The organism is Kitasatospora sp. NBC_01302, from assembly GCF_035976515.1.
Classification (GTDB): Bacteria; Actinomycetota; Actinomycetes; order Streptomycetales; family Streptomycetaceae; genus Kitasatospora.
This window is the reverse complement of the sequence record NZ_CP108404.1, coordinates 5,785,455-5,810,925: the sequence shown is the minus strand read 5'-3', so window position 1 is coordinate 5,810,925 and position 25,471 is coordinate 5,785,455. Positions and strand designations below refer to the sequence as shown.

Below are 25,471 nucleotides of genomic sequence, written 5' to 3'. Positions count from 1 at the left end.
TCGAAGCGGCTACCACTACATGTATGCTCACTCTCGCTGTCGACGCAGGGGAATCCGGTGGAAGTCCGGGACTGCCCCGCAACGGTGAGCGGCTGCGCCCACGGGTGCCCGCGAGTCCGGTTACCTGCCGACGGTGTGCCACCGGGCTTCCCCGCAGACGCCTTCATGCACAGCTGTACCGTCCGGCCTCGCGGGCAGGCCAGGGTGGATGACGCGCGCCGGAAAGTTTCGGCGTGCTGTTCTGCCCTGCCGCGCGCGCGGGCCACGGACTCCGCCAGTCCGCCGCCGCCACAGGAGAGAGCGCCTTGACCGTCGTTGACTCAGTTACCCTGCCCTCACAGGGTTCTTCCCCCAGCCTCCGGCCTGGCGGTGCCTCCAACGACGCCCAGACCGACCCCGGGGCCGCGCTGCTTCGGCTGCTCACCGACCGAAGCACCGACCTCCCCCAGGTGGACCCCGGCCACGTCGCCGCCGCCGCGCTGCGCGGCCGTCACGCCGGTTCGGACTTCGCCGAACTGCGCGGGCTGGCCGTGGACGCCGCAGCCTCGATGATCGCCGAGGACCCCCAGTACTCGAAGCTGGCCGCCCGCCTGCTCGCCCAGGAGATCGCCGACGAGGCGATCGGCCAGGGCGCCCTGTCCTTCGCCGCCTCGATCGCGGTGGGCCACACCGAGGGCCTGATCGGCGACAGCACCGCCGCCTTCGTGGCCAAGCACGCCGAGGCCCTGGACGCGCTGATCGACACCCGCGGCGACGACCGGTTCGAGTACTTCGGCCTGCGCACCGTGCAGTCCCGCTACCTGCTGCGCCACCCGATCACCCGCAAGGTGATCGAGACCCCGCAGCACTTCCTGCTCCGCGTCGCCTGCGGCCTGGCGGTCGGCGACGACGAGCAGTCGGTGCGCGAGGTGGCCGAGCTCTACGCCCTGATGAGCGCGCTCTCCTACCTGCCCTCCTCGCCCACCCTGTTCAACTCCGGCACCCGTCACCCGCAGATGTCCAGCTGCTACCTGCTGGACTCGCCGCTGGACAACCTGGACTCGATCTACTCCCGGTACGCCCAGATCGCCCGGCTGTCCAAGCACGCCGGCGGCATCGGCCTGTCCTACTCCCGGATCCGCTCGCGCGGCAGCCTGATCCGCGGCACCAACGGCAAGTCCAACGGCATCGTGCCGTTCCTGCGCACCCTGGACTCCTCGGTCGCCGCCGTCAACCAGGGCGGCCGTCGCAAGGGCGCGGCCTGCGTGTACCTGGAGACCTGGCACGCGGACATCGAGGAGTTCCTGGAGCTGCGGGACAACACCGGTGAGGAGGCCCGCCGCACCCACAACCTCAACCTGGCGCACTGGATCCCGGACGAGTTCATGCGCCGGGTCAACGCCAACGCCGACTGGTCGCTCTTCTCCCCCGCCGACGTCCCCGAGCTGGTCGACCTGTGGGGCGCGGAGTTCGACGAGGCGTACCTGAAGGCCGAGGCCCAGGGCAAGGCCGTGCGGACCATCCCGGCCCAGACCCTGTACGCCCGGATGATGCGCACCCTGGCGCAGACCGGCAACGGCTGGATGACCTTCAAGGACGCCTCCAACCGGGCGGCCAACCAGACCGCGCTGCCCGGCCGCACGGTGCACTCCTCCAACCTGTGCACCGAGATCCTGGAGGTCACCGACGACTCCGAGACCGCGGTCTGCAACCTGGGCTCGGTCAACCTCGGTGCCCACGTGGCCGACGGCGCCACCGCCGGCGACCTGCTGAACGCGATGGACTGGGCGCGCCTGGACGCCACCGTGCGCACCGCGGTGACCTTCCTGGACCGCGTGGTGGACATCAACTTCTACCCGACCACCGAGGCCGGCGCCTCCAACTCGCGCTGGCGCCCGGTGGGCCTGGGCGTGATGGGCCTGCAGGACGTCTTCTTCAAGCTGCACCTGGACTTCGACTCCGCCGAGGCCAAGCAGCTCTCCACGCTGATCGCCGAGCGCATCATGCTCACCGCCTACGAGCGCTCCAGCGAGCTGGCCGAGAGCTTCGGGCAGCACCCGGCCTACGCCGAGACCCGCGCCGCCCGCGGCGAGCTGCACATCGACCACTTCGCCACGGCGCCGCACTGGCAGGACCGCTGGGACGCGCTGCGCGCGAAGATCGCCGCCACCGGCCTGCGCAACTCGCTGCTGCTGGCGATCGCCCCGACCGCCACCATCGCCTCGATCGCGGGCGTGTACGAGTGCATCGAGCCGCAGGTCTCCAACCTCTTCAAGCGCGAGACCCTCTCCGGCGAGTTCCTCCAGGTCAACCCCTACCTGGTGCGCGAGCTCAAGGAGTTGGGCGTCTGGGACCAGCAGACCCGCGACGCGCTGCGCGACGCCAACGGCTCGGTCCAGGAGCTGGGCTGGCTGCCCGCCGAGCTGCGCTCGCGCTACCGCACCGCCTGGGAGCTGCCGCAGCGCGCGCTGATCGATCTGGCCGCCGCGCGGCAGCCCTACATCGACCAGAGCCAGTCGCTGAACCTCTTCATGGCCGCACCGACCATCGGCAAGCTCAGCTCGATGTACGCCTACGCGTGGAAGGTGGGTCTGAAGACCACCTACTACCTGCGCTCGCGCCCGGCCACCCGGATCGCCCAGGCCGCCAGCGGCGCCGCCAAGACCGCGGTCCCGGTGCCCTCCCCCACCATGACCGCTGAGGAGCAGGCCGCCGCCATCGCCTGCTCCCTGGAGAACCCCGAGTCCTGCGAGGCCTGCCAGTGACCACCCCCGCGCGCGACAAGATGCTGCTCGACCCCGGCTTCGAGCTGACCCTGCGTCCGATGCGCTACCCGTCGTTCTACGACCGGTACCGCGACGCGATCAAGAACACCTGGACCGTCGAGGAGGTGGACCTGCACTCCGACGTCGCCGACCTCGCCAAGCTGAGCGAGGGCGAGCGGCACATGATCGGCCGTCTGGTCGCCTTCTTCGCCACCGGTGACTCGATCGTCGCCAACAACGTGGTGCTGAGCCTCTACAAGCACATCAACTCGCCCGAGGCGCGGCTCTACCTGTCCCGGCAGCTCTTCGAGGAGGCCGTGCACGTCCAGTTCTACCTGACGCTGCTCGACACCTACCTGCCCGACCCCGAGGACCGCAACGCGGCCTTCGCCGCGGTGGAGAACATCCCCTCCATCCACCAGAAGGCCCAGTTCTGCTTCAAGTACATGAACGCGGTCGACCACATCGACTCGCTGCAGACCAAGGCGGACCGCCGGGCCTTCCTGCTCAACCTGATCTGCTTCGCGGCCTGCGTCGAGGGGCTGTTCTTCTACGGCGCCTTCGCCTACGTGTACTGGTTCCGCAGCCGCGGCCTGCTGCACGGCCTGGCCACCGGCACCAACTGGGTCTTCCGCGACGAGTCCATGCACATGGACTTCGCCTTCTCGGTGGTGGACACGGTCCGCGAGGAGGAGCCCGACCTCTTCGACGACGAGATGGCCAAGCAGGTCACCGAGATGCTGGAGGAGGCCGTCGAGGCCGAGCTCCAGTTCGCCCAGGACCTCTGCGGCGACGGCCTGCCGGGGATGAACACCACCTCCATGCGCGAGTACCTGCAGGCCGTCGCGGACCAGCGGCTGGCCCGCCTCGGGATGCCGATCCGCTACGGCTCGACCAACCCGTTCGGCTTCATGGAGCTGCAGAACGTGCAGGAGCTGACCAACTTCTTCGAGCGCCGGGTCTCCGCGTACCAGGTGGCGGTCGAGGGGTCGGTCGCCTTCGACGACGACTTCTAGGTCGTCCCGGCACCACGAACGCCCCCGGTCGGCAGCGGCCGACCGGGGGCGTTCGCGTTCTCCTGCCGCCGCCTCAGGAGGCGGCCATGTACGTCCCGCTGGACCAGGCCGAGCCACCCGTGGTGGGGCCGCCGCCCGGACGGTAGACGACGAAGTTGCCGTCGTTCTGCAGCGTCGCGTAGGAGCCTGCGGTGTAGGTGTTGCTGGCCCACAGGGCGCCGCCGGTGGACGGGCCGCCGCCGGCGCGGTAGAGGACGAGGTTGCCGTCGGTCTGCATGATCATGAAGGCGTTGGCGTTGCCCCAGCTGCTGGTGGACCACAGCGCCCTGCCGTCACTGTTGCGGTAGATCACCAGGTTGCCGTCCGGCTGCATCACGAGGCTGGTCAGCGTGCCCGCGGTCCAGTGGCCCGCGGTGAGCCAGTTGCCGCCGGTGAAGGTGGAGCCGATCGAGTTGGTGCCGCTGGCCCAGGCCGCGCCGCCCGTGGTGGGGCTGCCACCGGCGCGGTAGACGACGAAGTTGCCGTCGGCCTGGATCATCGCGTAGGAGCCGGCGCCGGCGGTGTAGGTGCCGCTGGACCAGGCCGCCGTTCCGTTGGGCCGGTAGACGACGAGGTTGCCGTCGGCCTGCATCAGCGCGTAGGCACCCGGGTTGCCACTGGTGCCGCTGCTCCACATGAGCGGTCCCTGGTTGCCGCCGAACACGGCGTAGGCGGCCAGGTTGCCGTCGGTCTGCATGACGATCTTCATGCTGGTGCTGGTGATGCTGTTGCCGGGGTCGAGCTGCTGCCCGGGCTGCATGACGTTGCCCGAGGCCTCCGAGTTGACGTTGACGTTGTCCAGGTCGACGCCCCCCGAGTACCCGCCGTAACTCACGTTGACGTCACCGGAGTACTGGTGGACCCGCCGGCCGCCCGGCCAGTAGCCCGCGCTGGCGGCGGTCAGCCCCATCGCGGCGCTGGTGGTGTCCCCGGCCGTGCCCCAGGACGCCGACCACAGCACGTCGGGCATCGAGTACCCGGAGGTGTTGTAGACGCTCGACAGGTCGGCGACCCCGCTGTTGGCGCTGGCGTAGACGCCGGAGCGGTAGTTGGCCGCGTGGATCGCGTCGGTCCACCCGCTGAGGTAGTTGAGCACCTGGCTCTTGTACGTCGCGGAGTCGTAGCTCTCCATGTCGTTGTAGAGCACCGAGCCCGAGGTGAAGCCCAGCGACTGCGCCTGGGTGACCGCGTCGGTGGCGGCGGCGGCGCCCTGCGAGCGGGCGGTGCCGGGGTCGGTGGCGATCGTGGAGGCGTCGGCACCGACGTAGATCGGCAGGAAGGTCCAGCCACCGGCCGCCCGGTCGCTGACCCAGCCGGCCGTCAGGTTCGGCTGGGCGCAGGCGCGCCGGCCCCCGATGTAGATGCCGACCGCGTTGTAGGTGCCGTACCAGGCGTTCATCTGGGCGGCCGAGGGCGCGGTGCAGGCGTCGAAGCCGTTCCCGGAGCCGTTGGTCTGCGGCGCCACCGTGCCCGAGGCGTTCGCGTTCGCCCGCGGCGTGGCCATCAGCGAGCGCGGTGCGCCGGCGGCCGGCTTGTTGGCGCTCCCGGTCACCTTCGCGCCGGCCAGGATGGTGTCCACCTGCTGCGGGCTGTTCCCGTAACTGGCCGTCACCTGCAGCCCGGTGCCGCGCAGCTGGGCCCGCAGCTGGTGGCTGGACGCACCGGCCTTGAGCACGGAGGCGGGCAGCGCGGCGCCGGGCTCGACCACAGGCGCGGCCGGCTGACCGGCCACCGGGGTCGGCGTCGGCTGGATCACCAGGGCCTCGGTCAGGGCGGAGCTGATGTGCGCCGGGCAGTTCTCGTCGGCCCCGGGACTGCCCAGGTAGACGGTGTTCTGGTCGAATCTGACGCAGGCGTTCGGGTTCTGCGCCAGGTCCACGACCTGCCAGGTGCTCGGCACCTGGAGCTGATAGCCCTGGTAGTCCACGGTCCGGGAGCCCGCGGCGTCCGCGGCCTGGGCCCCGGGGACGGCGGCGGCGAGTCCTGCGGTGGCAAGAAGAATGACGGCGGTACTGCCGGCCAAACGGCGTGAAGCCGAGCTCTTTGGCATAACGGTGGTTCCCACCCCTTCAGTTCGTCCGCGATCTTGATCATTCAAGCGCGACCCGAAAGATAATATGCACAGCCTTCACCGGTTCCCCTTGCGCCCCGGCTGTGACAAACCCACGACATTCTCCGATCGGCGGCATCCCCCGGCCGACACGCCGACAGGCCTGGCGGCAGCACGACGGCGGCCCCGCCGAAGCGGGGCCGCCGTGGTGTCCTTGCCAGGTGACGCAGGGTCAGCTGTTGGGGACCGTCGCGTAGCTCGGGGTGCCGTCGGCCATCTGTCGCAGCGCGTCCTTGCGGTCGCGCTTGGAGAGGCGGTCGATGTAGAGGTAGCCGTTCAGGTGGTCGGTCTCGTGCTGCAGGCAACGGGCGAAGAAGCCGGTGCCCTCGACCCGGATCGGGTTGCCGTCCTTGTCCTGCCCGGTCACCGCCGCGTAGTCGGGGCGGGCCAGCTCGGCGTAGGCGGTGGGCACCGACAGGCAGCCCTCGTTGCCGTCGTCCAGGGTCCGCCGGTCGACCGGGAGGTCCTCCAGCACCGGGTTGATGATGTGCCCGATGTGCCGCACGTTGTTGTCGTCCGGGCAGTCGTAGACGAAGACCTTGGCGTCCACGCCGATCTGATTGGCCGCCAGGCCCACGCCCGCGGCCGCGTACATCGACACGAACATGTCGTCGATCAGCGCGGACAGCTCCGCGTCGAAGGCCGTCACGATCTTGCACTCACGATGCAGCACCGGGTTGCCGACCACCGTGATGGGGCGCGCGGTGCCCTTGGACAGATCGGGCTCCTCGCCGATCACCTTGACCGGGGCCTGCTCGGCCGACTCGGCCTCGTGGTCGTGGTCGTGCGTGTGCTCGTGCTGCTCCGCCATCGCTGTTTCTTCCGCTCCTCTGGGCTGCTGAGATCACACCCAGAGTAGGGCGTCAGCAGACCTCTTCGACGTCGCGGTAGGCCCGGGTGGTCGGAGAGGCGGCCACCCAGCGGTCCAGCAGCAGCCGCACCAGCCCCGCCGGTGCCGCGATGCCGCACTCGCGCTCGGTCAGCCAGGCCATCCCGCCGCTGCCCTGGCTCAGGTGGCTGAGGTGGCCCGGGTGCGCCGCGTCCCCGTCGTCGTGCGGGTCGTGGTGCACGGTGCGGCCGTCGTCGGTGACCATCCGGCTCTCCGAGCAGGCTCTGCAGAGCAGCCGCACCGAGGAGGTCCAGTCCTCGGCCGCGTAGCCCGCCTCGGCCACCAGGCGCTCCAGCGCGTCCCGGTCGGCCTCGGTGGCGGCCTGCAGCAGCACCACGTAGGTCGGCACCGGCGAGGGCGCCCACAGCTCGATCTCGTCGAAGACGGGGTAGGCGGCGCCGCCCGCGACCCGCTCGCCGTGCGGCGCGCCGTCGTGCAGCACCACCTCGCCCCAGCGGCGGCCGGAGGAGGGCAGCGGGATGGAGAGCACCTCCACCCGGGCCGGGTCCAGCCGGCGGCCCCAGACCACCTCGCTCTCGCCCTCCGGCGACAGCCGCACCGGGGTGGTGCCCAGGTCGAGGCGGACCGGGGCGTCCGGCGCAGCGCCGCCACCGCCGGGCAGCCGCAGGCCGTACGCCTGCCAGGCGCGGCGGGCCAGCGGCCAGTCCTGCAGCGCGGTGGCGGTGATGCCCAGGTTCCACCAGTCGGGAGCCCCGTGGTCGCGGTCCAGCAGTGCGACGGCGCGCAGGCCGGCCACCCTGGCCTGCTCCCAGTCCCGGCGGAACTTGTGCAGCAGGGCGAGGTTGAACCAGGAGTCGGAGAGCCAGGGCTCCAGGTCGGCCGCCATCACCAGCAGCGCGCCGGCGTCCTCGTAGCGCCCGTCGCCGATCAGCGTGAAGGCCCGGTCGGTCGTCTGCCGCCAGGTGGCGGACGGCCGATGCCGTGCCCGGTGGAAGATCTTCACGTTGCCCTGCCGCCTGTCCGCTCGGTGCTGCTGAGTCCTGCCGGGAGCCTGGCCGCCCGAGCCGGTCCGGTCGGCCCGCCTGCCTCGGCGGGACCGCCCCGGGCCGAGCGCCCCGGCGGGGTTGTGGCACCCGCTCCCGCCACGCCCGCCCGGTCCGGCCGTGCCACCCGGTCCCGCTGCCGCCGGCGCCTTCGCCACGGTGGCCGGAGCCGAGGAGCCGACGGCCCCTGCTCGGGTGTTCCACGCTACGACCGCATCCAACCACGGCGGCGGCAGGGTGCGCTCCCCACGCGTCAGGTCACGCTGAGTCACCCGCTCTCGGCCCGGCCCACCGTGCACGGGCCGGAGCCGACGGCGCGCACCCGCTCCAGCGCCGCGACCACCACCGGGTCGTAGAGCCGCCCCTGTCCCGCGCGCAGCACCGCCAGCGCCGCCTCGCCACCACCGGCGGGCCCGGTCAGGTCCTCGTGGGCGTTGGCGACCCGGATGATCCGGGCGGCCAGCGGCAGGCTCCGGTCGGTACGCCCGTCCGGGCCAAGCAGCGGGTCGGCCAGCCTGGCCACCTGCTCGGCGACCGGTCCGGGCACACCGGTGCAGCGGATCACCTCGCTGCCCAGCCGGGCGATCCGCTGCTGCTCCGGCTCGGGGAGGGTCGCCGTGGCGCCCCCGCGCACCGGCTCGACCAGCGAGAGCTGACCGATGTCGTGCATCAGCGCGGCGTACTCCAGCAGGGCGAGGTCGTGGGTGCTCAGGCCGAGCTCCCGGCCGAGCGCGCACGCGGTGTCCGCGACCCGGCGCGCGTGCCCCGGCGCGGTGTACCCGGCCACCTCGGTGGCGCGGGCCAGGGTGGCGATGGTCTGCCCGTAGGTGGCCCGGACGGCAGCCGCGCGCCGCAGCGAAGCCTGGGCCAGCAGCAGCGGCAGGCAGAAGACCGGCAGCGCCCACAGCCCGACCTCGCCGGCCGCCAGGCTGATCAGCATCCCGGTGGCCGCGATCGCCGAGCCGATGCCCGGCAGCGTGCGCAGCTCCTCCTCCAGCGCCGCGCCGAACCGCCCGCCGCAGCGGTGCTGGCAGGCCGCGAGCACCGCGTCCGCCAGCCCGGCCAGCGCCGCCACCAGCACCAGGAACACGCCGTAGGCCGGACCGGCCAGCGGCACCCGGTCCAGGGCGCCGCTGTTGTAGAGCGGCTGGAAGAGGGTGGCCGCGAAGGCCACCGCGAGCAGCCGACGCGCCGCACCGTCGCACCGGGCCACCACCCGGGGGCCGTACGGCCACCCGTGCGCCCGGTAGCGCCGCACCGCCGGCAGGACCGGGCGGCCCGGCGTCCGGGCGGTCGAGCGGTCGAGCCGGCGGGTGCGCCAGGGCAGCGGGAGCGGCCGGCGGGCCGGGCCCGGGGGCCGCGTGAACCCGCGACGCCCGGGCCGGCGGTGCCCGGACCGGTGCTCAGCGCCGCACACCGTCTCGCGCGCCGTTGCGCGCCCGGCATCGCCGCCCGGGCCGCGTACCGCGCCGCGCACCGTGATGCGCCCCGGGCCGGGCGCTCCGGCCGTCCGCGACCTGGGCCGCGGCACCGAGGCCATCACCCGCGAGCGCTCGGTGCCCCGCAGCCGGCCGCACCCGAGCACCAGGGTGCGGACCAGCGCCCCGGTGGCCAGGCCCAGCCCCGCCACCGCCACCACCTGGAGCACCCCGTGCCCGGTGGGCAGCCCGCGCAGCGGCCCGAGCAGCGCGTAGGCCAGCCCGATCGCGGCGCCCAGCGGGGCCTGCGCCCGCCCGCCGGGCGAGCCCACCCGGACCGCCTCGCCGATCGCGATCAGCACCCCGAAGGCCAGCGCCACCGGGGGCTGGGTCAGCCCGTGGGCGAGCAGCGCGGCCAGCGAGCCGGCGAAGAGCAGCAGCGCCGCCGCCCGCACCAGCGAGGCGCCGTTCACCCCGCCGCGCACCGGACCGCCGAGCACCCTTGCCGGCCCGCCGAGCTGCCGCGCGGGGCGGCCGGGCGCCGGCGTCACCGCGCGCCCCGGCTCGGGGACCGCACACCCCGGGCGGCCGGCCGGGAGACGGGCTCCGGCACCCCGAGCGGGATGTCCGGCACCGCCGCGTCGGTCTGCTCGGCCGACGGCAGCACCGGCTGCCAGCCGCACCGGTCCACCGCCGTGACCAGCGCCTCCACCATCACCGGGTCGAACTGGCTGCCCGCGCACCGGCGCAGTTCGGCCACCGCCTCCGGCACCGGGCGACCGCGCCGGTAGGAGCGGGTGGAGGTCATCGAGTCGAAGGCGTCGGCCACCGCGATGATCCGGGCGAACTCGGGGATCCGCTCGCCGGCCAGCCCGTGCGGGTAGCCGCGCCCGTCCATCCGCTCGTGGTGGTGCAGGATCCCGGCGTGCGCCTCGCCGAGGAACTCGATCCCGCGCACCAGGTCGTGGCCGTACTCGGGATGCACCTCCACCGCCCGGCGCTCGGCCTCGTCCAGGGGCCCGTTTCTGCGCAGCAGTTCGGTGGCCACCCCGAGTTTGCCCACGTCGTGCAGGGTGCCGGCGAAGTGCAGGGTGCGCAGCCGCTCCCCCGCCATGCCGAGCTGACCGGCGATCAGCACCGAGGCACGGCCGACCCGTTCGCTGTGGCCGCGGGTGTAGGAGTCCTTGATCTCCACGGCCTGCACCAGCGCCTCCACGGTGGCCCGGTGGGCGGCCCGCTCCCGGTGGCCCTGGGCGAAGACCCAGGCCGAGATGGAGAGCGGCAGCAGCGCGAGCAGCGCGGCGAACGCCCCGTACGGGCCCTGCCAGAGCACCGCCACCATCAGCCCGCCGAGCGCGTGCAGGAAGGCGGGCGGGCCCAGCACGCTCAGCGCCCCGCGGCGCAGCTCGGCCATCGAGCAGTGCTCGGCCAGCAACCGGATGCCGGCCACCAGCACCCCGTTGACCAGGCAGAAGACCAGGACGGCGGCGAGCGCGGGCAGCAGCGCGTCCGGGTAGCGCGAGCCGAGCAGCAGCCGCGGACCGTTCAGCAGCCGGAACAGCGCGGCGGCCGGCCAGGCCGCGAGCGCGAACTGCGCCGCGTTCCAGGCCCGGCGCAGCAACCGGGGGGCGGCCGCCGCGCCGGTCAGCGTGGCGGGCAGGGCGACCAGCGCCGCGGCGGCCGGCGGCAGCATCAGCACTCCGGCGAAGAGCACCGGCAGGAAGGTGTTGGCACTCGGCCGCACCGGCTCGTTGACGCTCGCCCGGGGCCTGGTGCCGCGGCCCAGCAGGCGTGCGGCCCAGGCGCGCACCCGCCGGGCCAGCCGCAGGCAGGGCGTGGGCAGCCCCTGGGCCAGCGACTCCCAGCAGGCGTGCAGGAAGGCGAGCAGCGCGACCTTGGGCCAGTCGACCGGCCCGTCCAGCCGGGCGGGCAGCCCGATGCCGGCGGCGACGCCCGGCAGCAGGGGCAGCAGCGCCGCGGCGGCGGCCAGGAGCACCAGCAGGACGTATCCACCGGCCGCCGCGGAAAGCCGCGTCGGCGTCTGTCCAGGGAGCGTGCGGCCCCCGCGATCGACAGCGATCTCAGCCTCCCCAGCTCGCCGACGGCCTCGTCTGAGGAGGATAGGTCTCCACCGCGGCGGCTGAACGCGTCAGCGCGCGATACCCGCGTCAGCACGGCCCACACTCACCCGATCGAGTGAGTAGCGAAACTGACGCCACGTCACACTGCCGAAACGCGAACAGGGCCGCCCACGGGAACGACTGGGGCCCGGGAGTGCGCGCACTCCCGGGCCCCAGGGGACCGAACGGCCTACTCGGCGATCACGGCCTACTCGGCGGGCGTCGCGGCCTGACCGGCCGCCAGTAGCCCGGCCTCCCCGTGGGCGGGGGCGTCCGGAGCCACCTCCACCACGGGCTCGCCGCTGCGCTGGCCGGCCCGGATGCTGTCGATCCGCGCCAGGACCTTGCTCCGCAGGTCCGACGGGGTGTCGTCGCATCCGCAAGAGCGCTTGATCAAGGCCTTGATGGCCTGCTCCAGGCCGTACTTCTCCAGGCAGGGCGAGCACTCCTCGAAGTGCTCGCGCAGCTTGGCGCAGTCGCCTTCGGCCATCTCGTTGTCAAGGAACTCGTAGAGGTGGTCAAGCACCTCGCCGCAGTCCGTGTTGTGCGGACCTCCGCAGCTCATGAGCCCGTGCCTTTCGCCTCGCGCCCAGCCCCGCTGCCGGCCGGGACCAGCCCGCGCTCGCGGGCGTAGTCCTCCAACATGCCCCGCAGTTGGCGGCGGCCTCGGTGCAGCCGGGACATCACCGTACCGATGGGGGTGCCCATGATGTCGGCGATCTCCTTGTATGCAAAGCCCTCGACGTCCGCGAGGTAGACCGCGATGCGGAACTCCTCGGGGATCGCCTGCAGGGCGTCCTTCACGTCACTGTCCGGCAGGTGGTCGAGCGCCTGGGTCTCGGCCGAACGCAGACCGGTCGACATGTGCGACTCGGCCCGGGCCAGCTGCCAGTCCTCGATCTCCTCGGCGGCGGTGCGCTGGGGCTCCCGCTGCTTCTTGCGGTACGAGTTGATGAAGGTGTTGGTCAGGATGCGGTAGAGCCAGGCCTTGAGGTTGGTGCCCTCGCGGAACTGGTGGAAGGAGGCGTAGGCCTTGGCGAAGGCCTCCTGCAGCAGATCCTCGGCATCGGCCGGGTTGCGGGTCATCCGCAGCGCGGCCGAGTACATCGGGTCCAGGTAGCCCAGCGCGTCGCGCTCGAAGCGCTCGCGGCGGGCCTGCTCACTCTCCTCGGCGGACACCCGGAAGGTGTCCTCACCGATCGCCTCGGCCAGCTCCTCGCCAGTCAGCGGCTCCGCCGCGTGGGCAGCAGAGAGCGGCTCCGCCGCGTGGGCAGCAGAGAGCGGCTCCGCCGCGTGGGCAGCAGAGAGCGGCTCCGCCGCGTGGGCAGCAGAGAGCGGCTCCGCCGCGTCATCGGCAGCGTCGGGCTCGACCACGGAGTCGGCAGCGTGCGACTCGGCCGCGAAGTCGGACCCGGCAGCGGGGTCGTGCCCGCCCAGGCCCACGTTCGGCTCGTCCTCGGTCGCGACGACCGGACCCACCTCCTCGCTGAATCGGGACCGACCCACCGCGAGCCGACCCGGAAGGGAGGATATCGGGCTCACGGGCTTCTCGCCCGCGACAATCCAGTCGGACCACGGGAGGAAGGCGCTCTGCGCGCTCGCCTCATCGGGTCGCTCGGGGCACGCGATCGGACCCATGTGCGCTGCCTTTCGCCTGGGGCACTACTGACAGAGGGGTTAACCCGCCTCCCCGCCCGGGCATTCCCGGCCCTGCACAGAACGACCGCCGCCGCCAGCGGGCGGCCAGGGCCTGTCCGGCCCGCGCCCGCTCAGCCGAGCGGCAGCTCCGCCAGCCAGTCCGCGACCGCCCCGGTGAGCTGCTCCAGCGCCGCCTCCTGCCCCAGCGGCGCCGACTTGGGCAACGCGAAGCCGTGGTTGGCGTAGGGCACCGGCACCACGCGCTGCCCGGCCGCGAGCGCCGGAACCGCCGGAAACTCAGCAGGGACCCCGAAGCTGTCCCGCTCCCCCTGCACCACCAGCGTCGGCAGCCCGCTGCCGAGCAGCTCCGCCACCCGCGAGCGCTCCGGCTTGCCGGGCGGATGCAGCGGGAAGGCCAGCGCCAGCACTGCCACCGCCCCGCTGGCCGCGCCGGTGCGGCAGGCCACCCGGGCGCCCGCGCTGCGCCCGCCCACCACCAGCGGCACGCCCTCGGCGGCCAGCCGCTCGGCCACCGGCAGCCAGCCGGTGTCCAGCGTCTTCGGGGCCGGCGCCACCTTCTTGCCGGCCACCCGCCAGGGCTGCTCGACCAGCGCCACGGTGATCCCGTGGCCGGGCAGCACGGCGGCCAGCGCCACCAGGTCCGCCGCCTCGATGCCGCCACCCGCCCCGTGCCCGAGGCCGAGCACAGCCCGGGGGCGCCCGGCGGCCCGGTGCCAGCTGATCCTGGCCTCGCCGGCCGGCGTGGCCACCAGGGTTGTCGACGGCTCGCCCATCAGAACAGCGCTCCCTCGGTCTCCGGGGTGGCCTGCGCGGTCAGCCCCGGGTGGTTGTTGCGGATACTGCCGACGGCCGCGGAGACCGGCGTCAGGCTGAGCAGCCCCGGCCGTGGCGCGACCAGCAGCGAACGGGCCCGCTCGGGGTCGTCCAGACCCGGGTCCAGCCAGTCGGCGAAGCTCTCCGGCTGCAGGAAGAGCGGCATCCGCTCGTGCACCGGCGCCAGCAGCGGTTCGGCCTCGGTGGTCACGATGGTGCAGGTCACCAGCCACCCGGCCGGGTGGTCGGCGGGGTGGGAGCGGTCGCGCCAGAACTCGTAGAGCCCGGCCAGCGCCAGCGGCGCGCCGTCCGCCCGGCTGACGAAGAACGGCTGCTTGCGCGGCCTGCCCTTGCCGGAGGCGCTCTCGACGGTCTGCCACTCGTAGTAGCCGTCCACCGGCAGCAGGCAGCGGCGGGAGGCGAAGGCCTGCCGGTAGGAGGGCTTCTCGTGCACGGTGTCGGCCCGCGCGTTGATCATCTTCACCGCGGTCTCCGGCGACCTCGACCAGGCCGGGACCAGGCCCCAGCGCAGCTGTCGCAGCTGGCGCACCGGCGCCGTGCCGCCCTTGGGCACCCGTTCCAGCACCACGAGCACCGGGTCGGTGGGGGCCACGTTCCAGCTGGGCGCGATCGTCTCGGCCGCGTCCCACTGGCTGACGCCGAACAGCTCGACGATGTCCTCCGGCCTGGCACTCGCCGCGAATCGACCACACATACCCGCCAGCCTGCCATGCCCACCGGGCCGCCCGCGGCCGTTCCGCCACAGCCGCCCCCACCGCCCCCGGGCGCCGCCCGCACCGGCGCCTTCCCATCGTCCCGGCGCCTTCTCACCCGTGGCCGGGAACCGGTGGCTACCGCCCGGCGGTCCTGGCATGGGAGGCTGCTGGCCTCCCTCGAACAGCAGGCACTCCCGGCACGGCAGGAACGATCATGAACCAGAGCATCAGCGGGGTCTGGCAGCGGGTTCTGGGCACCCAGCCCGACCCGCCGCGCTGGCTGGTCCTCGGCTGCGCGGCGGTCGCCCTGCTGGCGATCCTGCCGCACCCGCTCTGGCGGGTGAGCCGCAACGTGGTGACCATCGCGCACGAGGGCGGGCACGGCCTGATCGCGCTGCTGACCGGGCGCCGGCTGGACAGCATCCGGCTGCACTCGGACACCTCGGGCCTGACCGTCTCCTCCGGGCGGCCGACCGGGCCCGGCATGATCCTGACCGCCGCGGCCGGCTACACGGCGCCCTCGCTGCTCGGCCTGGGCGGGGCCGCGCTGCTGGCCGCCGGGCGGATCACGGCGCTGCTGTGGATCTCGATCGTGCTGCTCGCCGCGATGCTGGTGATGATCAGGAACGCCTTCGGCCTGCTCTCGGTGGTGCTCACCGGCGGCGCCTTCTTCGCCGTCTCCTGGTACGGCAGCGCCCAGCTCCAGGCCGGCTTCGCCTACCTGGGGATCTGGTTCCTGCTGCTGGCCGGGGTGCGCCCGGTGGTCGAGCTGCAGCGCAAGCGCCGCCTCGGCGGGGCCCGCGACTCGGACGCCGACCAGCTGGCCCGGCTGACCGGGGTGAGCGCGCTGCTCTGGGTGACGCTCTTCCTGGTGGTGGCGCTGGCCTGCCTGGTGGCGGGCGGCAGCCAGCTGCTGGCCTGACCGGCGTCCCGGTGGCCGACCGGGAGAGTTCTCCACAGGGGCCGGGTTGTCCACAGGGCGGGATATCTGCGGAGCCCGGACAAGGGGTCCCCCTAAACTGGCCGCATGACCGAGACCCTGTGGCCCGCCCCCGTCGCGACCACCGCTGTCGACGCGACCGTGACCATCCCCGGCTCCAAGTCCGTCACCAACCGGGCGCTGATCCTGGCGGCGCTGGCCGGTGAGCCCAGCTGGGTGCGGCGCCCGCTGCGCAGCCGGGACTCCCAGCTGATGGCGGACGGCCTGCGGGCCCTCGGGGTCGGCATCGAGGAGCTGGTCAACAACTCCTCCGGTGGCACCGGCGGCGGCGAGGCCTGGCGGATCATCCCGGCGGGCCGGCTCAGCGGCCCGGCCCAGGTGGACGTCGGCAACGCCGGCACCGTGATGCGCTTCCTGCCCCCGCTGGCCGTGCTCGCCGACGGTCCGGTCCACTTCGACGGCGACCCGCGCTCCTACGAGCGCCCGCAGCACGGCGTGATCGACTCGCTGCGCGCCCTCGGCGCCCGGATCGAGGACGGCGGGCGCGGCGGCTTCCCGCTCACCGTGCACGGCACCGGCGCGCTGGACGGCGGCACGGTCGAGCTGGACGCCTCGTCCTCCTCCCAGTTCGTCAGCGCGCTGCTGCTCTCCGGCGCCCGCTACAACCAGGGCGTGGAGATCCGCAACATCGGCGGCCCGGTCCCCTCGCTGCCGCACATCCGGATGACGGTCGACATGCTGCGGCTGGCCGGCGTCCAGGTCGACGCGCCGGAGGACGGCGGCGAGAAGGACGTCTGGCGGGTCACCCCCGGCGCCCTGCTCGGCCGCGACCTGGTGGTCGAGCCCGACCTGTCCAACGCCGCGCCGTTCTTCGCCGCCGCGCTGGTGACCGGCGGCCGGGTGACGGTCCGGGACTGGCCCAGGCACACCACCCAGCCCGGCGACCAGTTGCGCGAGATCTACACCCGGATGGGCGGCAGCTGCCGCTTCACCGACGAGGGCCTGGAGTTCAGCGGCACCGGCGTGATCCACGGCATCGACGCCGACCTGCACGACGTGGGCGAGCTGACCCCGGTGATCGCCGCCGTGGCCGCGCTGGCCGACTCCGAGTCGCACCTGTCCGGCATCGCCCACCTGCGCCTGCACGAGACGGACCGGCTGGCCGCGCTGGCCAAGGAGATCAACGACCTGGGCGGCGACGTCTCGGAGACCGAGGACGGCCTGCGGATCCGCCCGCGCCCGCTGCACGGTGGTGTCTTCCACACCTACGAGGACCACCGCCTGGCCACCGCCGCGGCGGTGCTGGGCCTGGCCGTCCCCGGCGTCCAGGTGGAGAACGTGGCGACCACCGCCAAAACACTGCCGGACTTCCCGGCGATGTGGACCGCACTGCTCGATCCAGTGGCGGCCAGGGACTGAGCGGGAGTACCAGCACCATGCGCCGCTACGGCAAGGACGCCGACGAAGACGACATCCGCAACCGCCCGGGCCGCAAGGGCTCCCGGCCACGGACCCGGATCCGCCCCAAGCACGAGGACGCCGACGAGGCGATGATCCTGACCGTCGACCGGGGCCGGCTGACCTGCCTGGTCGAGGCGGGCACCAAGCGCGAGCGCGAGGTGGTCGCGATGAAGTCCCGGGAGCTGGGCCGCAAGGGCGTGGTGGTCGGCGACATCGTCAGCGTGATCGGCGACCTGTCCGGCGAGCCGGACACGCTGGCCCGGATCGTGCGCGTCGAGGAGCGCACCTCGGTGCTGCGCCGCACCGCCGACGACGACGACCCGTACGAGCGGATCGTGGTCGCCAACGCCCAGCAGCTGGCCATCGTCAGCGCGCTGGCCGACCCCGAGCCGCGGCCCCGGCTGATCGACCGCTGCCTGGTGGCGGCCTACGACGCGGGCATGGAACCGCTGCTGGTGCTCACCAAGTCCGACCTGGCCCCGGCCGAGCCGCTGCTGGAGACCTACGCGCCGCTGGGCATCTCCTACGTCGTCACCCGGCGCGACGAGCTCGCGACGGCCGGCGCCGAGGCGGTGCGCGAGCACCTGCGCGGGCTCTCCACCGTCTTCATCGGCCACTCCGGCGTCGGCAAGACCACCCTGGTCAACGCGCTGGTCCCGGAGCACCAGCGGAGCACCGGCCGGGTCAACGCGGTCACCGGCCGCGGGCGGCACACCACCGTCTCGGCGCTGGCGCTGCGGCTGCCGCCGCCCCCCGGGGCCAAGCCGGGCTCGAAGAAGGCGCTGGATCCCGGCTGGGTGATCGACACCCCGGGCTTCCGCTCCTTCGGCCTGTCGCACATCGACCCGTCCCGGGTGATCCACGCCTTCCCCGACCTGGAGCCCGGCACCGTGGACTGCCCGCGCGCCTGCAGCCACGACGAACCGGACTGCGCACTGGACGCCTGGGTCGCCGAGGGCCACGCCGAGCCGGCCCGGCTGTACTCGCTGCGCCGCCTGCTGGCCTCCCGCGACCCCCGCGAGGAGGAGGCCGCCCGGGACGCCAGGGATGCCCGGGAGGACGACTGATGTGTCGGATCACCCATCAGCGGTGATCATAAGAAAGTAGGTTGATCACACCCAACGCCCCGGCCCACCAGAGAGGCGACCCGATGGCATGGTTCATGGTGGTCCTGGCCGGCCTGCTGGAGACCGGCTTCGCGATCAACCTCAAGCTGAGCCACGGTTTCACCAAGCTGGTCCCCACCATCGCCTTCGGCCTCTTCGCCCTGAGCAGCTTCGGCCTGCTGACCCTCTCCCTGAAGCACCTGCCGGTCGGCAGCGCCTACGCGGTCTGGACGGGCATCGGCGCGGCCGGCACGGCGATCTACGGAATGATCTGGATGAACGAGTCCTCCTCCGTCCTGAAGCTGGTCTCGATCTCCCTGGTCATCTGCGGCGTCGTCGGCCTCCAACTGAGCGGCTCCGGCCACTAGGAGGCTCGTGAAGATCTTGTTGAGGGGCTGTCCGGCCGTAGGCCGGGCTGCCCCTCTGGTTATGCGTTGGTTGCCGGGGTGAGTTGCCAGGTGCTGCCGGTGTGGGTGAGTCCGAGGTTGATCAGGCGGCGGAGGTTGAGGGCGGCGGCTCGGGTGTGGAGCCAGGTGTCGTTCTTGATGGTGCCGCGGTAGCGGAGTCTGCGGTTGCCCCGGTGGACGATCCAGGCGACTGCGCGTTCGACGGGTGGTCGCCAGCGGCGGTAGTCGGCTTGCCAGTCGGGGTCGGTGGCGGCCTGGCGGCGGGCGGCGGTGAGGAGGTCGTGGTGCGGGCGGATGGTCAGGGTGCGTCCGGCCCTGGCCTTGGTGCACCGCTCGCGCAGGGGGCACCCGGTGCACAGGCCGGCGAAGGTGGCCTTGCGCTGCTGGTGGCGGCCGCCGGGGTCGGAGAGCGGGACGGTGTGTCCGGCGGGGCAGGTCACGGTGGCGGCGGTGGTGTCGATGGTGAAGTCGTCGAGGGTGAAGCCGCCGGGGACGGCTGCCCGCAGTGGGGCGGGTTTGAGGAACAGTCGGTGCCCTTGCTGTTCCAGGGCCTGGCGGGCGTCGCCGGTGGAGTAGGCGGTGTCTGCGAAGGCGTCCACCGGGGCGTCCTCGTCGGCGAGCAGGTCGAGTCCGACGGCGGCCTCGTGGTGTTCTGCTCCGGCGCCGGGCCGCAGGGCGACCGCGGTGTATAACCCTGTCTCGGGCTCGATGGCGAGGTGGGCCTTGAAGCCGTCCTGCCGGTGGGTGCGGGTCTTGTGCACGTGCCGGGCCTCGGGGTCGACGGTGGAGACCATCCGGTCGTGGGCGGTGCCCCGGGTGATGCGCCAGCGTCCGTCGCGTCCGTCGGAGTCCTCGGCGGGCTCGACGTCCTGCCCGGCGACCAGGGCCAGCAGGCCGACCGCGTTCGCGGCCTTCTCGCCGAGCTGTTGCTCGGGCAGGTGCCCGAGCAGCCGCAGCGCGTCGCCGACCAGGGCGTCGACGAGGTCGGCTCGGGCCTGCTCGTCGTTCCACGCGATGCGGGGTTTGCCCGGGTCGGTGTAGTCGTGGGCGGTGCAGTGCACGGCCGCGACCGCATCCGCGCCGGGGACTTCGCGGATCACCGCCCGGACGGAGGCGATGATCTGGGTGACGGTGTCCTGGGTGGCCACCGCGTCGTCCAGCACGGTGGAGTCCAGCGCCCGCCGGTGCTTGCCCTTGAGGACACCGGTGGCCCGCACGACCTCCCGCACGGCCTCGAAGATCCGGTTGGGCCGGGGAGAGCGGGCCAGCCGGCGGCGGAAGTAGGCCAGCAGCGACGGGTCGAACGCGGTGTCGTTCAGGCCCAGTCCGCACGCGGCCTTCCACCGCAGGTCGCACCGCAGTTCCTGGACCGTCTCGAAGTCCGACAGGCCGTGCAGGGCCTGCAGCGCGATCGCCGCGGCCAGGATCTGCGGCGGCATGCTCGGCCGCCCGTTCGCCGACGGGTACATGTCCGCGAACATCACCGCCGGGAACAACTCACCACGGTGCTCGGCCAGGAACGCGAACACGCTGCCCACCGGGATCAACCCCCGGCACGTCTCCCAGACATCCGGCCCGACCGTCTCCCCGGACCACTCACCCATCGCCACAAGAAACAGTCTGGCCCCGCCGCTCGCGCGGCGAGGCCAGAACCCAAGATCTTCACGAGCCTCCTAGGGCCTGTCCGGCGGATCTTGCCGGGCGCCCGACGCCGGGAATCCCGCCTGGACGCACGCCCGAATCGCCCAAGTACGGCCCAGTACGAGGACGACTCGGGCGCACGCCCAGCCGAGCCCCCAACGCCGCGCGCTGATCCGACAAGATCCGCCGGACAGGCTTAAGGCCCGCCCGAAGCCTCCTGATGGTCCGCCACGCGAGCCGAACTGTCGATCCGCCGGGCGGCTCGCTACTGTTCGACCCATGGCCGACTACCACGATGATCTCCGCCTTGCCCATGTCCTCGCCGACTCGGCCGACTCGGTCACCCTGGATCGTTTCCGGGCACTGGACCTGAAGATCGAGACCAAGCCCGACCTGACGCCCGTCAGCGACGCCGACAAGGCCGCCGAGGAGGCGGTCCGCAGCGTGCTGCAGCGGGCCCGGCCGCGGGACGCGGTGCTGGGCGAGGAGTTCGGGCTGGCCGGCTCGGGACCGCGGCGCTGGGTGATCGACCCGATCGACGGGACGAAGAACTACATCCGCGGCGTGCCGGTCTGGGCCACCCTGATCGCGCTGCTGGAGGAGGACGCGGACGGCGAGCAGCACCCGGTGGTGGGCATCGTCTCGGCGCCCGCGCTGCACCGGCGCTGGTGGGCGGCGAAGGGACTGGGCGCCTACGCGGGGCGCAGCCTGGCGAGCGCCGGGCGGATCCGGGTCTCGGGCGTCTCCCGGCTGGAGGACGCCTCGCTCTCCTACTCCTCGCTGAGCGGCTGGGAGGAGCGCGGCCGGCTCGACCCGTTCCTCGACCTCACCCGGGCCTGCTGGCGGACCCGGGCGTACGGCGACTTCTGGTCGTACATGATGCTCGCCGAGGGCGCAGTGGACATCGCCGCCGAGCCGGAGCTGAGCCTGTGGGACATGGCCGCGCCGTGCATCGTGGTGCAGGAGGCCGGCGGCCGGTTCACCGGCCTGGACGGCATCGACGGACCGGGCGGCGCCGACGCGGTGGCCTCCAACGGCATCCTGCACGAGGAGATGCTGCAGCGGCTGAGCGTGTGACGCGGCGCGCACCTGGGTGCGGGCCCCGACGGTCAGTCAACTGACCGTCGGGGCCCGCTGCTCACGGGGTGCCGCCGGTCACTGCTTGCGCAGCTCGCGGACGGCGGCCTCCAGGCGCTGGCCGTAGTCGGCGTCGGCCTGGCGGAAGTTGCCGATCGCCCGCTCGACGATGTCCTCGCGGTCGGCGGAGACGTTGGCTATGAAGCCGGCCAGGTTGGCGATCAGGCGCTGCTTCTCGTCCTCGGAGAAGAGCCGGTAGAGGTTGCCGGCCTGGACGAAGTCGGTGTCCTCGCTGTGCGAGGGCGCCTCGGAGGTGCCGGTGAGGCCGCTGACCTCGGTGGCGGCCCAGAGCGGGCGGCCGGTCTCGACCGGGCCGCCGAAGCTGTTCGGCTCGTAGTTCTTCCGGCGGCCGTGGCGGCCGTCGTAGAGGTGGCCGTCGCGGTTGTTGTTGAGCGCCTCGGTGGCGTGCGGGCGGTTCACCGGCAGGTGGTCGGCGTTGATGCCGACCCGGTAGCGGTGGGCGTCCGCGTAGGCGAACAGCCGGCCCTGCAGCATCTTGTCCGGGGAGGGGCCGATGCCGGGCACGAAGTGCGCCGGGGAGAAGATCGACTGCTCGACCTCGGCGAAGATGTTGTCGGGGTTGCGGTTGAGCTCCAGCTTGCCGATCTCGATCGGCGGGTAGTCCTCGTGCGGCCAGACCTTGGTCAGGTCGAACGGGTTGAAGCGGTAGTTCGCCGCGTCGGCGGCCGGCATGATCTGCACCTGCACGGTCCAGCTCGGGAACTCACCGCGCTCGATGGCCTCGCGCAGATCGCGCTGGTGGCTGTCCGGGTCCTCGCCAGCGAGCTTCGCCGCCTCGTCGGCCGTCAGGTTCTTGATCCCCTGGTCGGTCTTGAAGTGGTACTTGACCCAGAAGTACTCGCCGGCCTCGTTCTGCCACTGGTAGGTGTGCGAGCCGTAGCCGTTGAGGTGGCGGTAGCTGGCCGGGATGCCGCGGTCGCCGAAGAGCCAGGTCACCTGGTGGGTCGACTCGGGCGACAGGCCCCAGAAGTCCCAGACGTTGTCCGCCTCCTGCGAGCCGGTGTACGGGTCGCGCTTCTGGGTGTGGATGAAGTCGGGGAACTTGATGGCGTCCTTGATGAAGAACACCGGGGTGTTGTTGCCGACGAGGTCGTAGTTGCCGTCCTCGGTGTAGAACTTCAGCGCGAAACCGCGCGGGTCGCGCACCGCGTCGGCCGAGCCGAGGTTGCCGGCCACGGTGGAGAACCGCAGGAAGGTCTCGGTCTGCTTGCCGACCTCGGAGAGGAACTTCGCCCGGGTGTACTGCGTGACGTCGGCGGTCACCGTGAAGGTGCCGTAGGCCGCCGCACCGCGGGCGTGCACCACGCGCTCCGGGATCCGCTCGCGGTTGAAGTGGGCGAGCTTCTCGAACAGCAGCTGGTCCTGGATCAGCGCCGGTCCGCCGATGCCGGCGCTCGCCGTGTTCTGGTTGTCGGCCACCGGCGCGCCGGCCTCAGTGGTCAGGGTTGGCCGCAGCTCGTCCTGGGCAGTCATGGGAGCACCTCCGTGTGGTCCGGTCGTGTGACTTGATCCTAACTTGGACTTTGTCTAAGTCAACACTGGACCTAACCTCGGACCTTGCTATCGTTTGTGTATGAGCGATCTCCTGACACGGCTACGCGAGCAGGGCTGGCGACTCACCGCACAGCGGCGTGTCGTGGCCGAGGTCCTCGACGGCGAACACGTCCACCTCACCGCCGACGAGGTGCACGCCCGCGCGGTCGGCCTGTTGCCGGAGATCAGCCGCGCCACGGTCTACAACACGCTGGGCGAGCTGGTGTCGCTCGGCGAGGTGCTGGAGGTCAGCACCGACGGCCGGGCCAAGCGCTACGACCCCAACGCGCACCACTCGCACCAGCACCTGGTCTGCTCGTCCTGCGGCACCATCAGGGACGTCCACCCGAGCGGCGACCCGCTCGCCGCGCTGCCGGCCGCCGAGCGGTTCGGCTTCGCCGTCTCCGGCGCGGAGATCACCTACCGCGGCCTGTGCCCGGACTGCCGGGCGCACTGACCGCAGCACACCCCGCAGCACCCCAGCTCGCAGCACCCCGGCCCGCACCGCCCCAGCACGCAGCACCCCCGGCGGCGGAGACCTGAGGTCAGGCGCTCAGCTCGGGGTGCAGCGCGTCCAGCAGTCGCGCCGCGCGCTCGGCGACCTCCGGCGGACCGTAGTCGGTGGCCCGCCTGCACCAGTTCTCCGCCTGCACCGGCTCGCCGCGGCGCAGCGCCAGCAGCGCGAGCCGCAGCGCGGCCCGGCCGTGCCCCGCGTCGGCGGCCCGGGTGTACCAGAGCATCGCCTCCGCCTCGCGCTCCTGCCGGGCCAGCAGCAGGCCGAGGTTGAAGGCGCCGCTGCGGCTGCCGTTCGCCGCCGCCCGGCGGTACCAGCTCTCGGCGATCTCCAGCGCGCCGCGCTCGGCGGCCCGCACCCCCATCCGCACCTGGGCCCGGCTGTGGTCGGCGTCGGCGGCCACCGCGTACCAGTGCTCGGCCTCCTCCGGCACGTCCCCGCGCCGGTCCAGCAGCGAGGCGAGGCGGAAGGCGCCCTCGGCGGAGCCGCCGGTGGCTGCCTGGCGGTAGCGCTCGAGTGCGGCGGAGAGGTCGCCGCGCTGCTCCTTGGCCACCGCGAGCTGCAGCGCGGCCTCGCCGTGGCCCTCGGCAGCGGCCCGGGCGTACCACTCCTGGGCCTGCTGGTGCTCGCCCCGGTTCGCGTGCAGGATGCCGAGATTGAAGGCACCGTCCACGCTGCCGGCCTCGGCGGCCTTGGAGAACCAGGGCTCGGCGCCCGACTCGTCGCCGCGCTGCAGCAGGATCACGGCCAGCGCGTTGCACGCCTCCCGGTGACCCGCGTAGGCGGCCCGCCGGTACCACTGCTCGGCCTGCGCCTGGCGGCCGGCGCTCGCGCACAGCAGGCCCAGGTTGAAGGCGCCGTTGTGGTCACCGGCCTCCAGCGCGGCCCGGTACCAGCGTTCGGCGGCGTCGTCCTCGCCGCGGCCCGCGTGCAGCGCGCCGAGCGCGTTGGCCGCGTTGCCGTCGCCGGCCTCGGCCGCCTCCTGCCACCACTCGGCCGCCGACGGCAGGTCGCCGCAGTCGCGCAGCAGGAAGCCCAGCGCGCAGGCCGCCCGCGGCTCGCCGTTCTGCGCGGACTGCCGGTACCAGCGGGCCGCCTCCTCGCGCAGCGCGTGGTCCCCCTTGGCCCGCTCCTCGACCAGCACGCCCAGGCGCAGCGCCGCCCTGGCGTGGCTGCGCGCGGCGGCGGTGCGGTACCAGGTCTCGGCACTCTCCTTGTCCCCGGCCGCCTCGCGCATCCGGGCCAGCCGGTAGGCCGCCTCGCGGTGGCCCGCGTCGGCCGCCGCCTTGAACCAGCGCTCGGCGCGCACGTCGCGCCGGTGCTCCATCAGGTCGCCCAGCGCGTAGGCGCCGAGCGCGTGCCCCTGCTCGGCGGCGAAGTGCAGCCAGTACTCGGCGGCCTCCTCGTCGCCGTGGTCGCGCAGGTGCAGGCCGAGGGCGTGCGCGGCCGGGGCGCTGCCCGCCACGGCGGCCTGACGCCACCAGCCGCCGGCCTCGACCCGGTGGCCGCGCTGGTGCAGCAGCACGCCGAGGTTGTTCGCGGCAGCGCGCAGTCCGGCCGCGGCGGCCTTGCGCAGATACGGTTCGGCGTCGTCCAGATCGCCCCGGCGCAGCAGCAGGGCGCCGAGCTGGCTGGCGGCATTGGGGTCGCCGGCGTCGGCGGCGGCCCGGTGCCTGGTCTCCAGCGCGGCCGACTCGCGCGCGGCCAGCTCGCTCTCGAACGAGGCGGTGTCGGACTCGGGGTCCTCCACGGAGCCCTCCGCCGGGGAACGACCGGCCGCGGCGGCCGGGTAGCGGCCACCGACCTGCGGCACGGGGACGTGGACCAGGCTCTCGGGGCCGTACGGACGCCCGGCCCCGGTGCGCCAACTGCCGCGCTGGGCGGGGACCGGAGCGGACTCGGTGTCGATGTCCTGCTGGGGTGCACCGGTCTGCGGCTGGCTCTTGCCGATCAGCTTCATGCCGACTCCCGCTCCCCCCGAGTGCCGCGGCGTCCAACGGGGGCCCCGATCGGCTCACGGCTCGTCAACTGCCGTGCCCCGTCCCCCATGTGTTCCATCGTCGCATCACCCGAACACCCGCGTACACCGACCCGCGCGATTTTGCCGGGCTGGGCCGAAGCCAGCGAGATTGCTTCAGCGTTTTGTCGATTTCCCGACACTTGCGCCTCACAAACCCCGCGGC

The 25,471-nt window shown here is 73.1% G+C and carries 20 protein-coding genes and 1 riboswitch; of the genes, 8 read left to right on the top strand and 12 right to left on the bottom strand.

What is annotated here, in order from left to right; translation table 11 throughout:
• Window positions 1-17 precede the first annotated feature (17 nt).
• Window positions 18-146: riboswitch (cobalamin riboswitch) on the top strand.
• 261 nt (window positions 147-407) lie between these two features.
• Together OG294_RS25510 and OG294_RS25505 are read left to right on the top strand one after the other, a co-directional pair.
• Complete coding sequence (locus tag OG294_RS25510; protein WP_327071665.1) at window positions 408-2,744, top strand: ribonucleoside-diphosphate reductase subunit alpha; 2,337 nt, start codon at window positions 408-410, stop codon at window positions 2,742-2,744.
• A gap of 20 nt (window positions 2,745-2,764) precedes the next feature.
• Window positions 2,765-3,760 carry a ribonucleotide-diphosphate reductase subunit beta gene (locus OG294_RS25505; protein WP_327071664.1) on the top strand — a complete coding sequence of 332 codons (996 nt, stop codon included), beginning with the start codon at window positions 2,765-2,767 and terminating at the stop codon, window positions 3,758-3,760.
• Window positions 3,761-3,833: 73 nt separating this feature from the next.
• Here OG294_RS25505 and OG294_RS25500 read toward each other — a convergent pair whose 3' ends face one another.
• The 9 genes from OG294_RS25500 to OG294_RS25460 form a co-directional block, all read right to left on the bottom strand.
• Entirely contained in the window at window positions 3,834-5,822 is a 1,989-nt protein-coding gene (locus OG294_RS25500) for a glycoside hydrolase domain-containing protein (RefSeq protein WP_327068871.1), read from the bottom strand.
• 259 nt (window positions 5,823-6,081) lie between these two features.
• Window positions 6,082-6,720, bottom strand: a complete 639-nt coding sequence (def, locus tag OG294_RS25495) for a peptide deformylase (RefSeq protein ID WP_327068870.1) — start codon at window positions 6,718-6,720, stop codon at window positions 6,082-6,084.
• A gap of 52 nt (window positions 6,721-6,772) precedes the next feature.
• A complete protein-coding gene (locus OG294_RS25490) occupies window positions 6,773-7,762 on the bottom strand; it encodes a hypothetical protein (protein WP_327068869.1) in 990 nt (329 codons plus the stop codon).
• 308 nt (window positions 7,763-8,070) lie between these two features.
• Window positions 8,071-9,771 (bottom strand): HD-GYP domain-containing protein, encoded by a 1,701-nt coding sequence (locus OG294_RS25485; protein WP_442789215.1) that lies wholly within the window; start codon window positions 9,769-9,771, stop codon window positions 8,071-8,073.
• Window positions 9,768-11,216 (bottom strand): HD-GYP domain-containing protein, encoded by a 1,449-nt coding sequence (locus tag OG294_RS25480; protein WP_327068868.1) that lies wholly within the window; start codon window positions 11,214-11,216, stop codon window positions 9,768-9,770. The genes OG294_RS25485 and OG294_RS25480 overlap by 4 nt, the downstream gene beginning before the upstream one ends.
• A gap of 332 nt (window positions 11,217-11,548) precedes the next feature.
• On the bottom strand, window positions 11,549-11,905 hold the full coding sequence (rsrA, locus tag OG294_RS25475) for a mycothiol system anti-sigma-R factor (protein WP_327068867.1): 357 nt from the start codon (window positions 11,903-11,905) through the stop codon (window positions 11,549-11,551).
• A complete protein-coding gene (locus tag OG294_RS25470) occupies window positions 11,902-12,552 on the bottom strand; it encodes a sigma-70 family RNA polymerase sigma factor (RefSeq protein WP_184942562.1) in 651 nt (216 codons plus the stop codon). Before OG294_RS25470 ends, rsrA begins: the two co-directional genes overlap by 4 nt.
• Window positions 12,553-13,109: 557 nt before the next feature.
• A complete protein-coding gene (locus tag OG294_RS25465) occupies window positions 13,110-13,772 on the bottom strand; it encodes an alpha/beta hydrolase family protein (protein ID WP_327068866.1) in 663 nt (220 codons plus the stop codon).
• Window positions 13,772-14,527: an SOS response-associated peptidase gene (locus OG294_RS25460; protein WP_327068865.1), complete on the bottom strand. Its 756-nt coding sequence runs from the start codon at window positions 14,525-14,527 to the stop codon at window positions 13,772-13,774. Before OG294_RS25460 ends, OG294_RS25465 begins: the two co-directional genes overlap by 1 nt.
• Before the next feature lie 215 nt (window positions 14,528-14,742).
• Here OG294_RS25460 and OG294_RS25455 point away from each other — a divergent pair, with 215 nt between their 5' ends.
• The 4 genes from OG294_RS25455 to OG294_RS25440 all read left to right on the top strand — a co-directional run bounded on the left by OG294_RS25455 (window position 14,743) and on the right by OG294_RS25440 (window position 18,403).
• Window positions 14,743-15,450 carry a M50 family metallopeptidase gene (locus OG294_RS25455; RefSeq protein WP_327068864.1) on the top strand — a complete coding sequence of 236 codons (708 nt, stop codon included), beginning with the start codon at window positions 14,743-14,745 and terminating at the stop codon, window positions 15,448-15,450.
• A gap of 105 nt (window positions 15,451-15,555) precedes the next feature.
• Window positions 15,556-16,887, top strand: a complete 1,332-nt coding sequence (aroA, locus tag OG294_RS25450) for a 3-phosphoshikimate 1-carboxyvinyltransferase (protein WP_327068863.1) — start codon at window positions 15,556-15,558, stop codon at window positions 16,885-16,887.
• A gap of 17 nt (window positions 16,888-16,904) precedes the next feature.
• The gene (gene rsgA, locus OG294_RS25445; RefSeq protein ID WP_327068862.1) at window positions 16,905-17,996 is read left to right on the top strand and encodes a ribosome small subunit-dependent GTPase A; all 1,092 of its coding nucleotides are present in this window, start codon (window positions 16,905-16,907) and stop codon (window positions 17,994-17,996) included.
• 83 nt (window positions 17,997-18,079) lie between these two features.
• Window positions 18,080-18,403, top strand: a complete 324-nt coding sequence (locus OG294_RS25440; protein WP_327068861.1) for a DMT family transporter — start codon at window positions 18,080-18,082, stop codon at window positions 18,401-18,403.
• 59 nt (window positions 18,404-18,462) lie between these two features.
• Here OG294_RS25440 and OG294_RS25435 read toward each other — a convergent pair whose 3' ends face one another.
• The gene (locus OG294_RS25435) at window positions 18,463-20,046 is read right to left on the bottom strand and encodes an IS1182 family transposase (RefSeq protein WP_327071662.1); all 1,584 of its coding nucleotides are present in this window, start codon (window positions 20,044-20,046) and stop codon (window positions 18,463-18,465) included.
• A 316-nt stretch (window positions 20,047-20,362) separates the two neighbouring features.
• On the opposite strand from OG294_RS25435, the gene hisN reads away from it, so the two are divergent.
• On the top strand, window positions 20,363-21,160 hold the full coding sequence (hisN, locus tag OG294_RS25430) for a histidinol-phosphatase (protein ID WP_327068860.1): 798 nt from the start codon (window positions 20,363-20,365) through the stop codon (window positions 21,158-21,160).
• Between the two features lie 78 nt (window positions 21,161-21,238).
• Here hisN and OG294_RS25425 read toward each other — a convergent pair whose 3' ends face one another.
• The gene (locus OG294_RS25425) at window positions 21,239-22,714 is read right to left on the bottom strand and encodes a catalase (protein ID WP_327068859.1); all 1,476 of its coding nucleotides are present in this window, start codon (window positions 22,712-22,714) and stop codon (window positions 21,239-21,241) included.
• Between the two features lie 100 nt (window positions 22,715-22,814).
• Here OG294_RS25425 and OG294_RS25420 point away from each other — a divergent pair, with 100 nt between their 5' ends.
• On the top strand, window positions 22,815-23,231 hold the full coding sequence (locus OG294_RS25420) for a Fur family transcriptional regulator (RefSeq protein WP_327068858.1): 417 nt from the start codon (window positions 22,815-22,817) through the stop codon (window positions 23,229-23,231).
• Between the two features lie 88 nt (window positions 23,232-23,319).
• Here the strand turns inward: OG294_RS25420 and OG294_RS25415 are convergent, their stop codons facing one another.
• A complete protein-coding gene (locus tag OG294_RS25415; RefSeq protein WP_327068857.1) occupies window positions 23,320-25,248 on the bottom strand; it encodes a tetratricopeptide repeat protein in 1,929 nt (642 codons plus the stop codon).
• Between the last annotated feature and the right edge of the window lie 223 nt (window positions 25,249-25,471).

Bases quoted from the DNA above. Each gene is read 5' to 3' on its own strand.
- rsrA (WP_327068867.1), bottom strand. From the start codon at position 11,905: ATGAGCTGCGGAGGTCCGCACAACACGGACTGCGGCGAGGTGCTTGAC.
- OG294_RS25420 (WP_327068858.1), top strand. From the start codon at position 22,815: ATGAGCGATCTCCTGACACGGCTACGCGAGCAGGGCTGGCGACTCACC.
- aroA (WP_327068863.1), top strand. From the start codon at position 15,556: ATGACCGAGACCCTGTGGCCCGCCCCCGTCGCGACCACCGCTGTCGAC.
- hisN (WP_327068860.1), top strand. From the start codon at position 20,363: ATGGCCGACTACCACGATGATCTCCGCCTTGCCCATGTCCTCGCCGAC.
- OG294_RS25425 (WP_327068859.1), bottom strand. From the start codon at position 22,714: ATGACTGCCCAGGACGAGCTGCGGCCAACCCTGACCACTGAGGCCGGC.
- OG294_RS25455 (WP_327068864.1), top strand. From the start codon at position 14,743: ATGAACCAGAGCATCAGCGGGGTCTGGCAGCGGGTTCTGGGCACCCAG.
- rsgA (WP_327068862.1), top strand. From the start codon at position 16,905: ATGCGCCGCTACGGCAAGGACGCCGACGAAGACGACATCCGCAACCGC.
- OG294_RS25415 (WP_327068857.1), bottom strand. From the start codon at position 25,248: ATGAAGCTGATCGGCAAGAGCCAGCCGCAGACCGGTGCACCCCAGCAG.
- OG294_RS25505 (WP_327071664.1), top strand. From the start codon at position 2,765: ATGCTGCTCGACCCCGGCTTCGAGCTGACCCTGCGTCCGATGCGCTAC.
- OG294_RS25440 (WP_327068861.1), top strand. From the start codon at position 18,080: ATGGCATGGTTCATGGTGGTCCTGGCCGGCCTGCTGGAGACCGGCTTC.
- OG294_RS25435 (WP_327071662.1), bottom strand. From the start codon at position 20,046: ATGGGTGAGTGGTCCGGGGAGACGGTCGGGCCGGATGTCTGGGAGACG.
- OG294_RS25465 (WP_327068866.1), bottom strand. From the start codon at position 13,772: ATGGGCGAGCCGTCGACAACCCTGGTGGCCACGCCGGCCGGCGAGGCC.
- OG294_RS25460 (WP_327068865.1), bottom strand. From the start codon at position 14,527: ATGTGTGGTCGATTCGCGGCGAGTGCCAGGCCGGAGGACATCGTCGAG.
- def (WP_327068870.1), bottom strand. From the start codon at position 6,720: ATGGCGGAGCAGCACGAGCACACGCACGACCACGACCACGAGGCCGAG.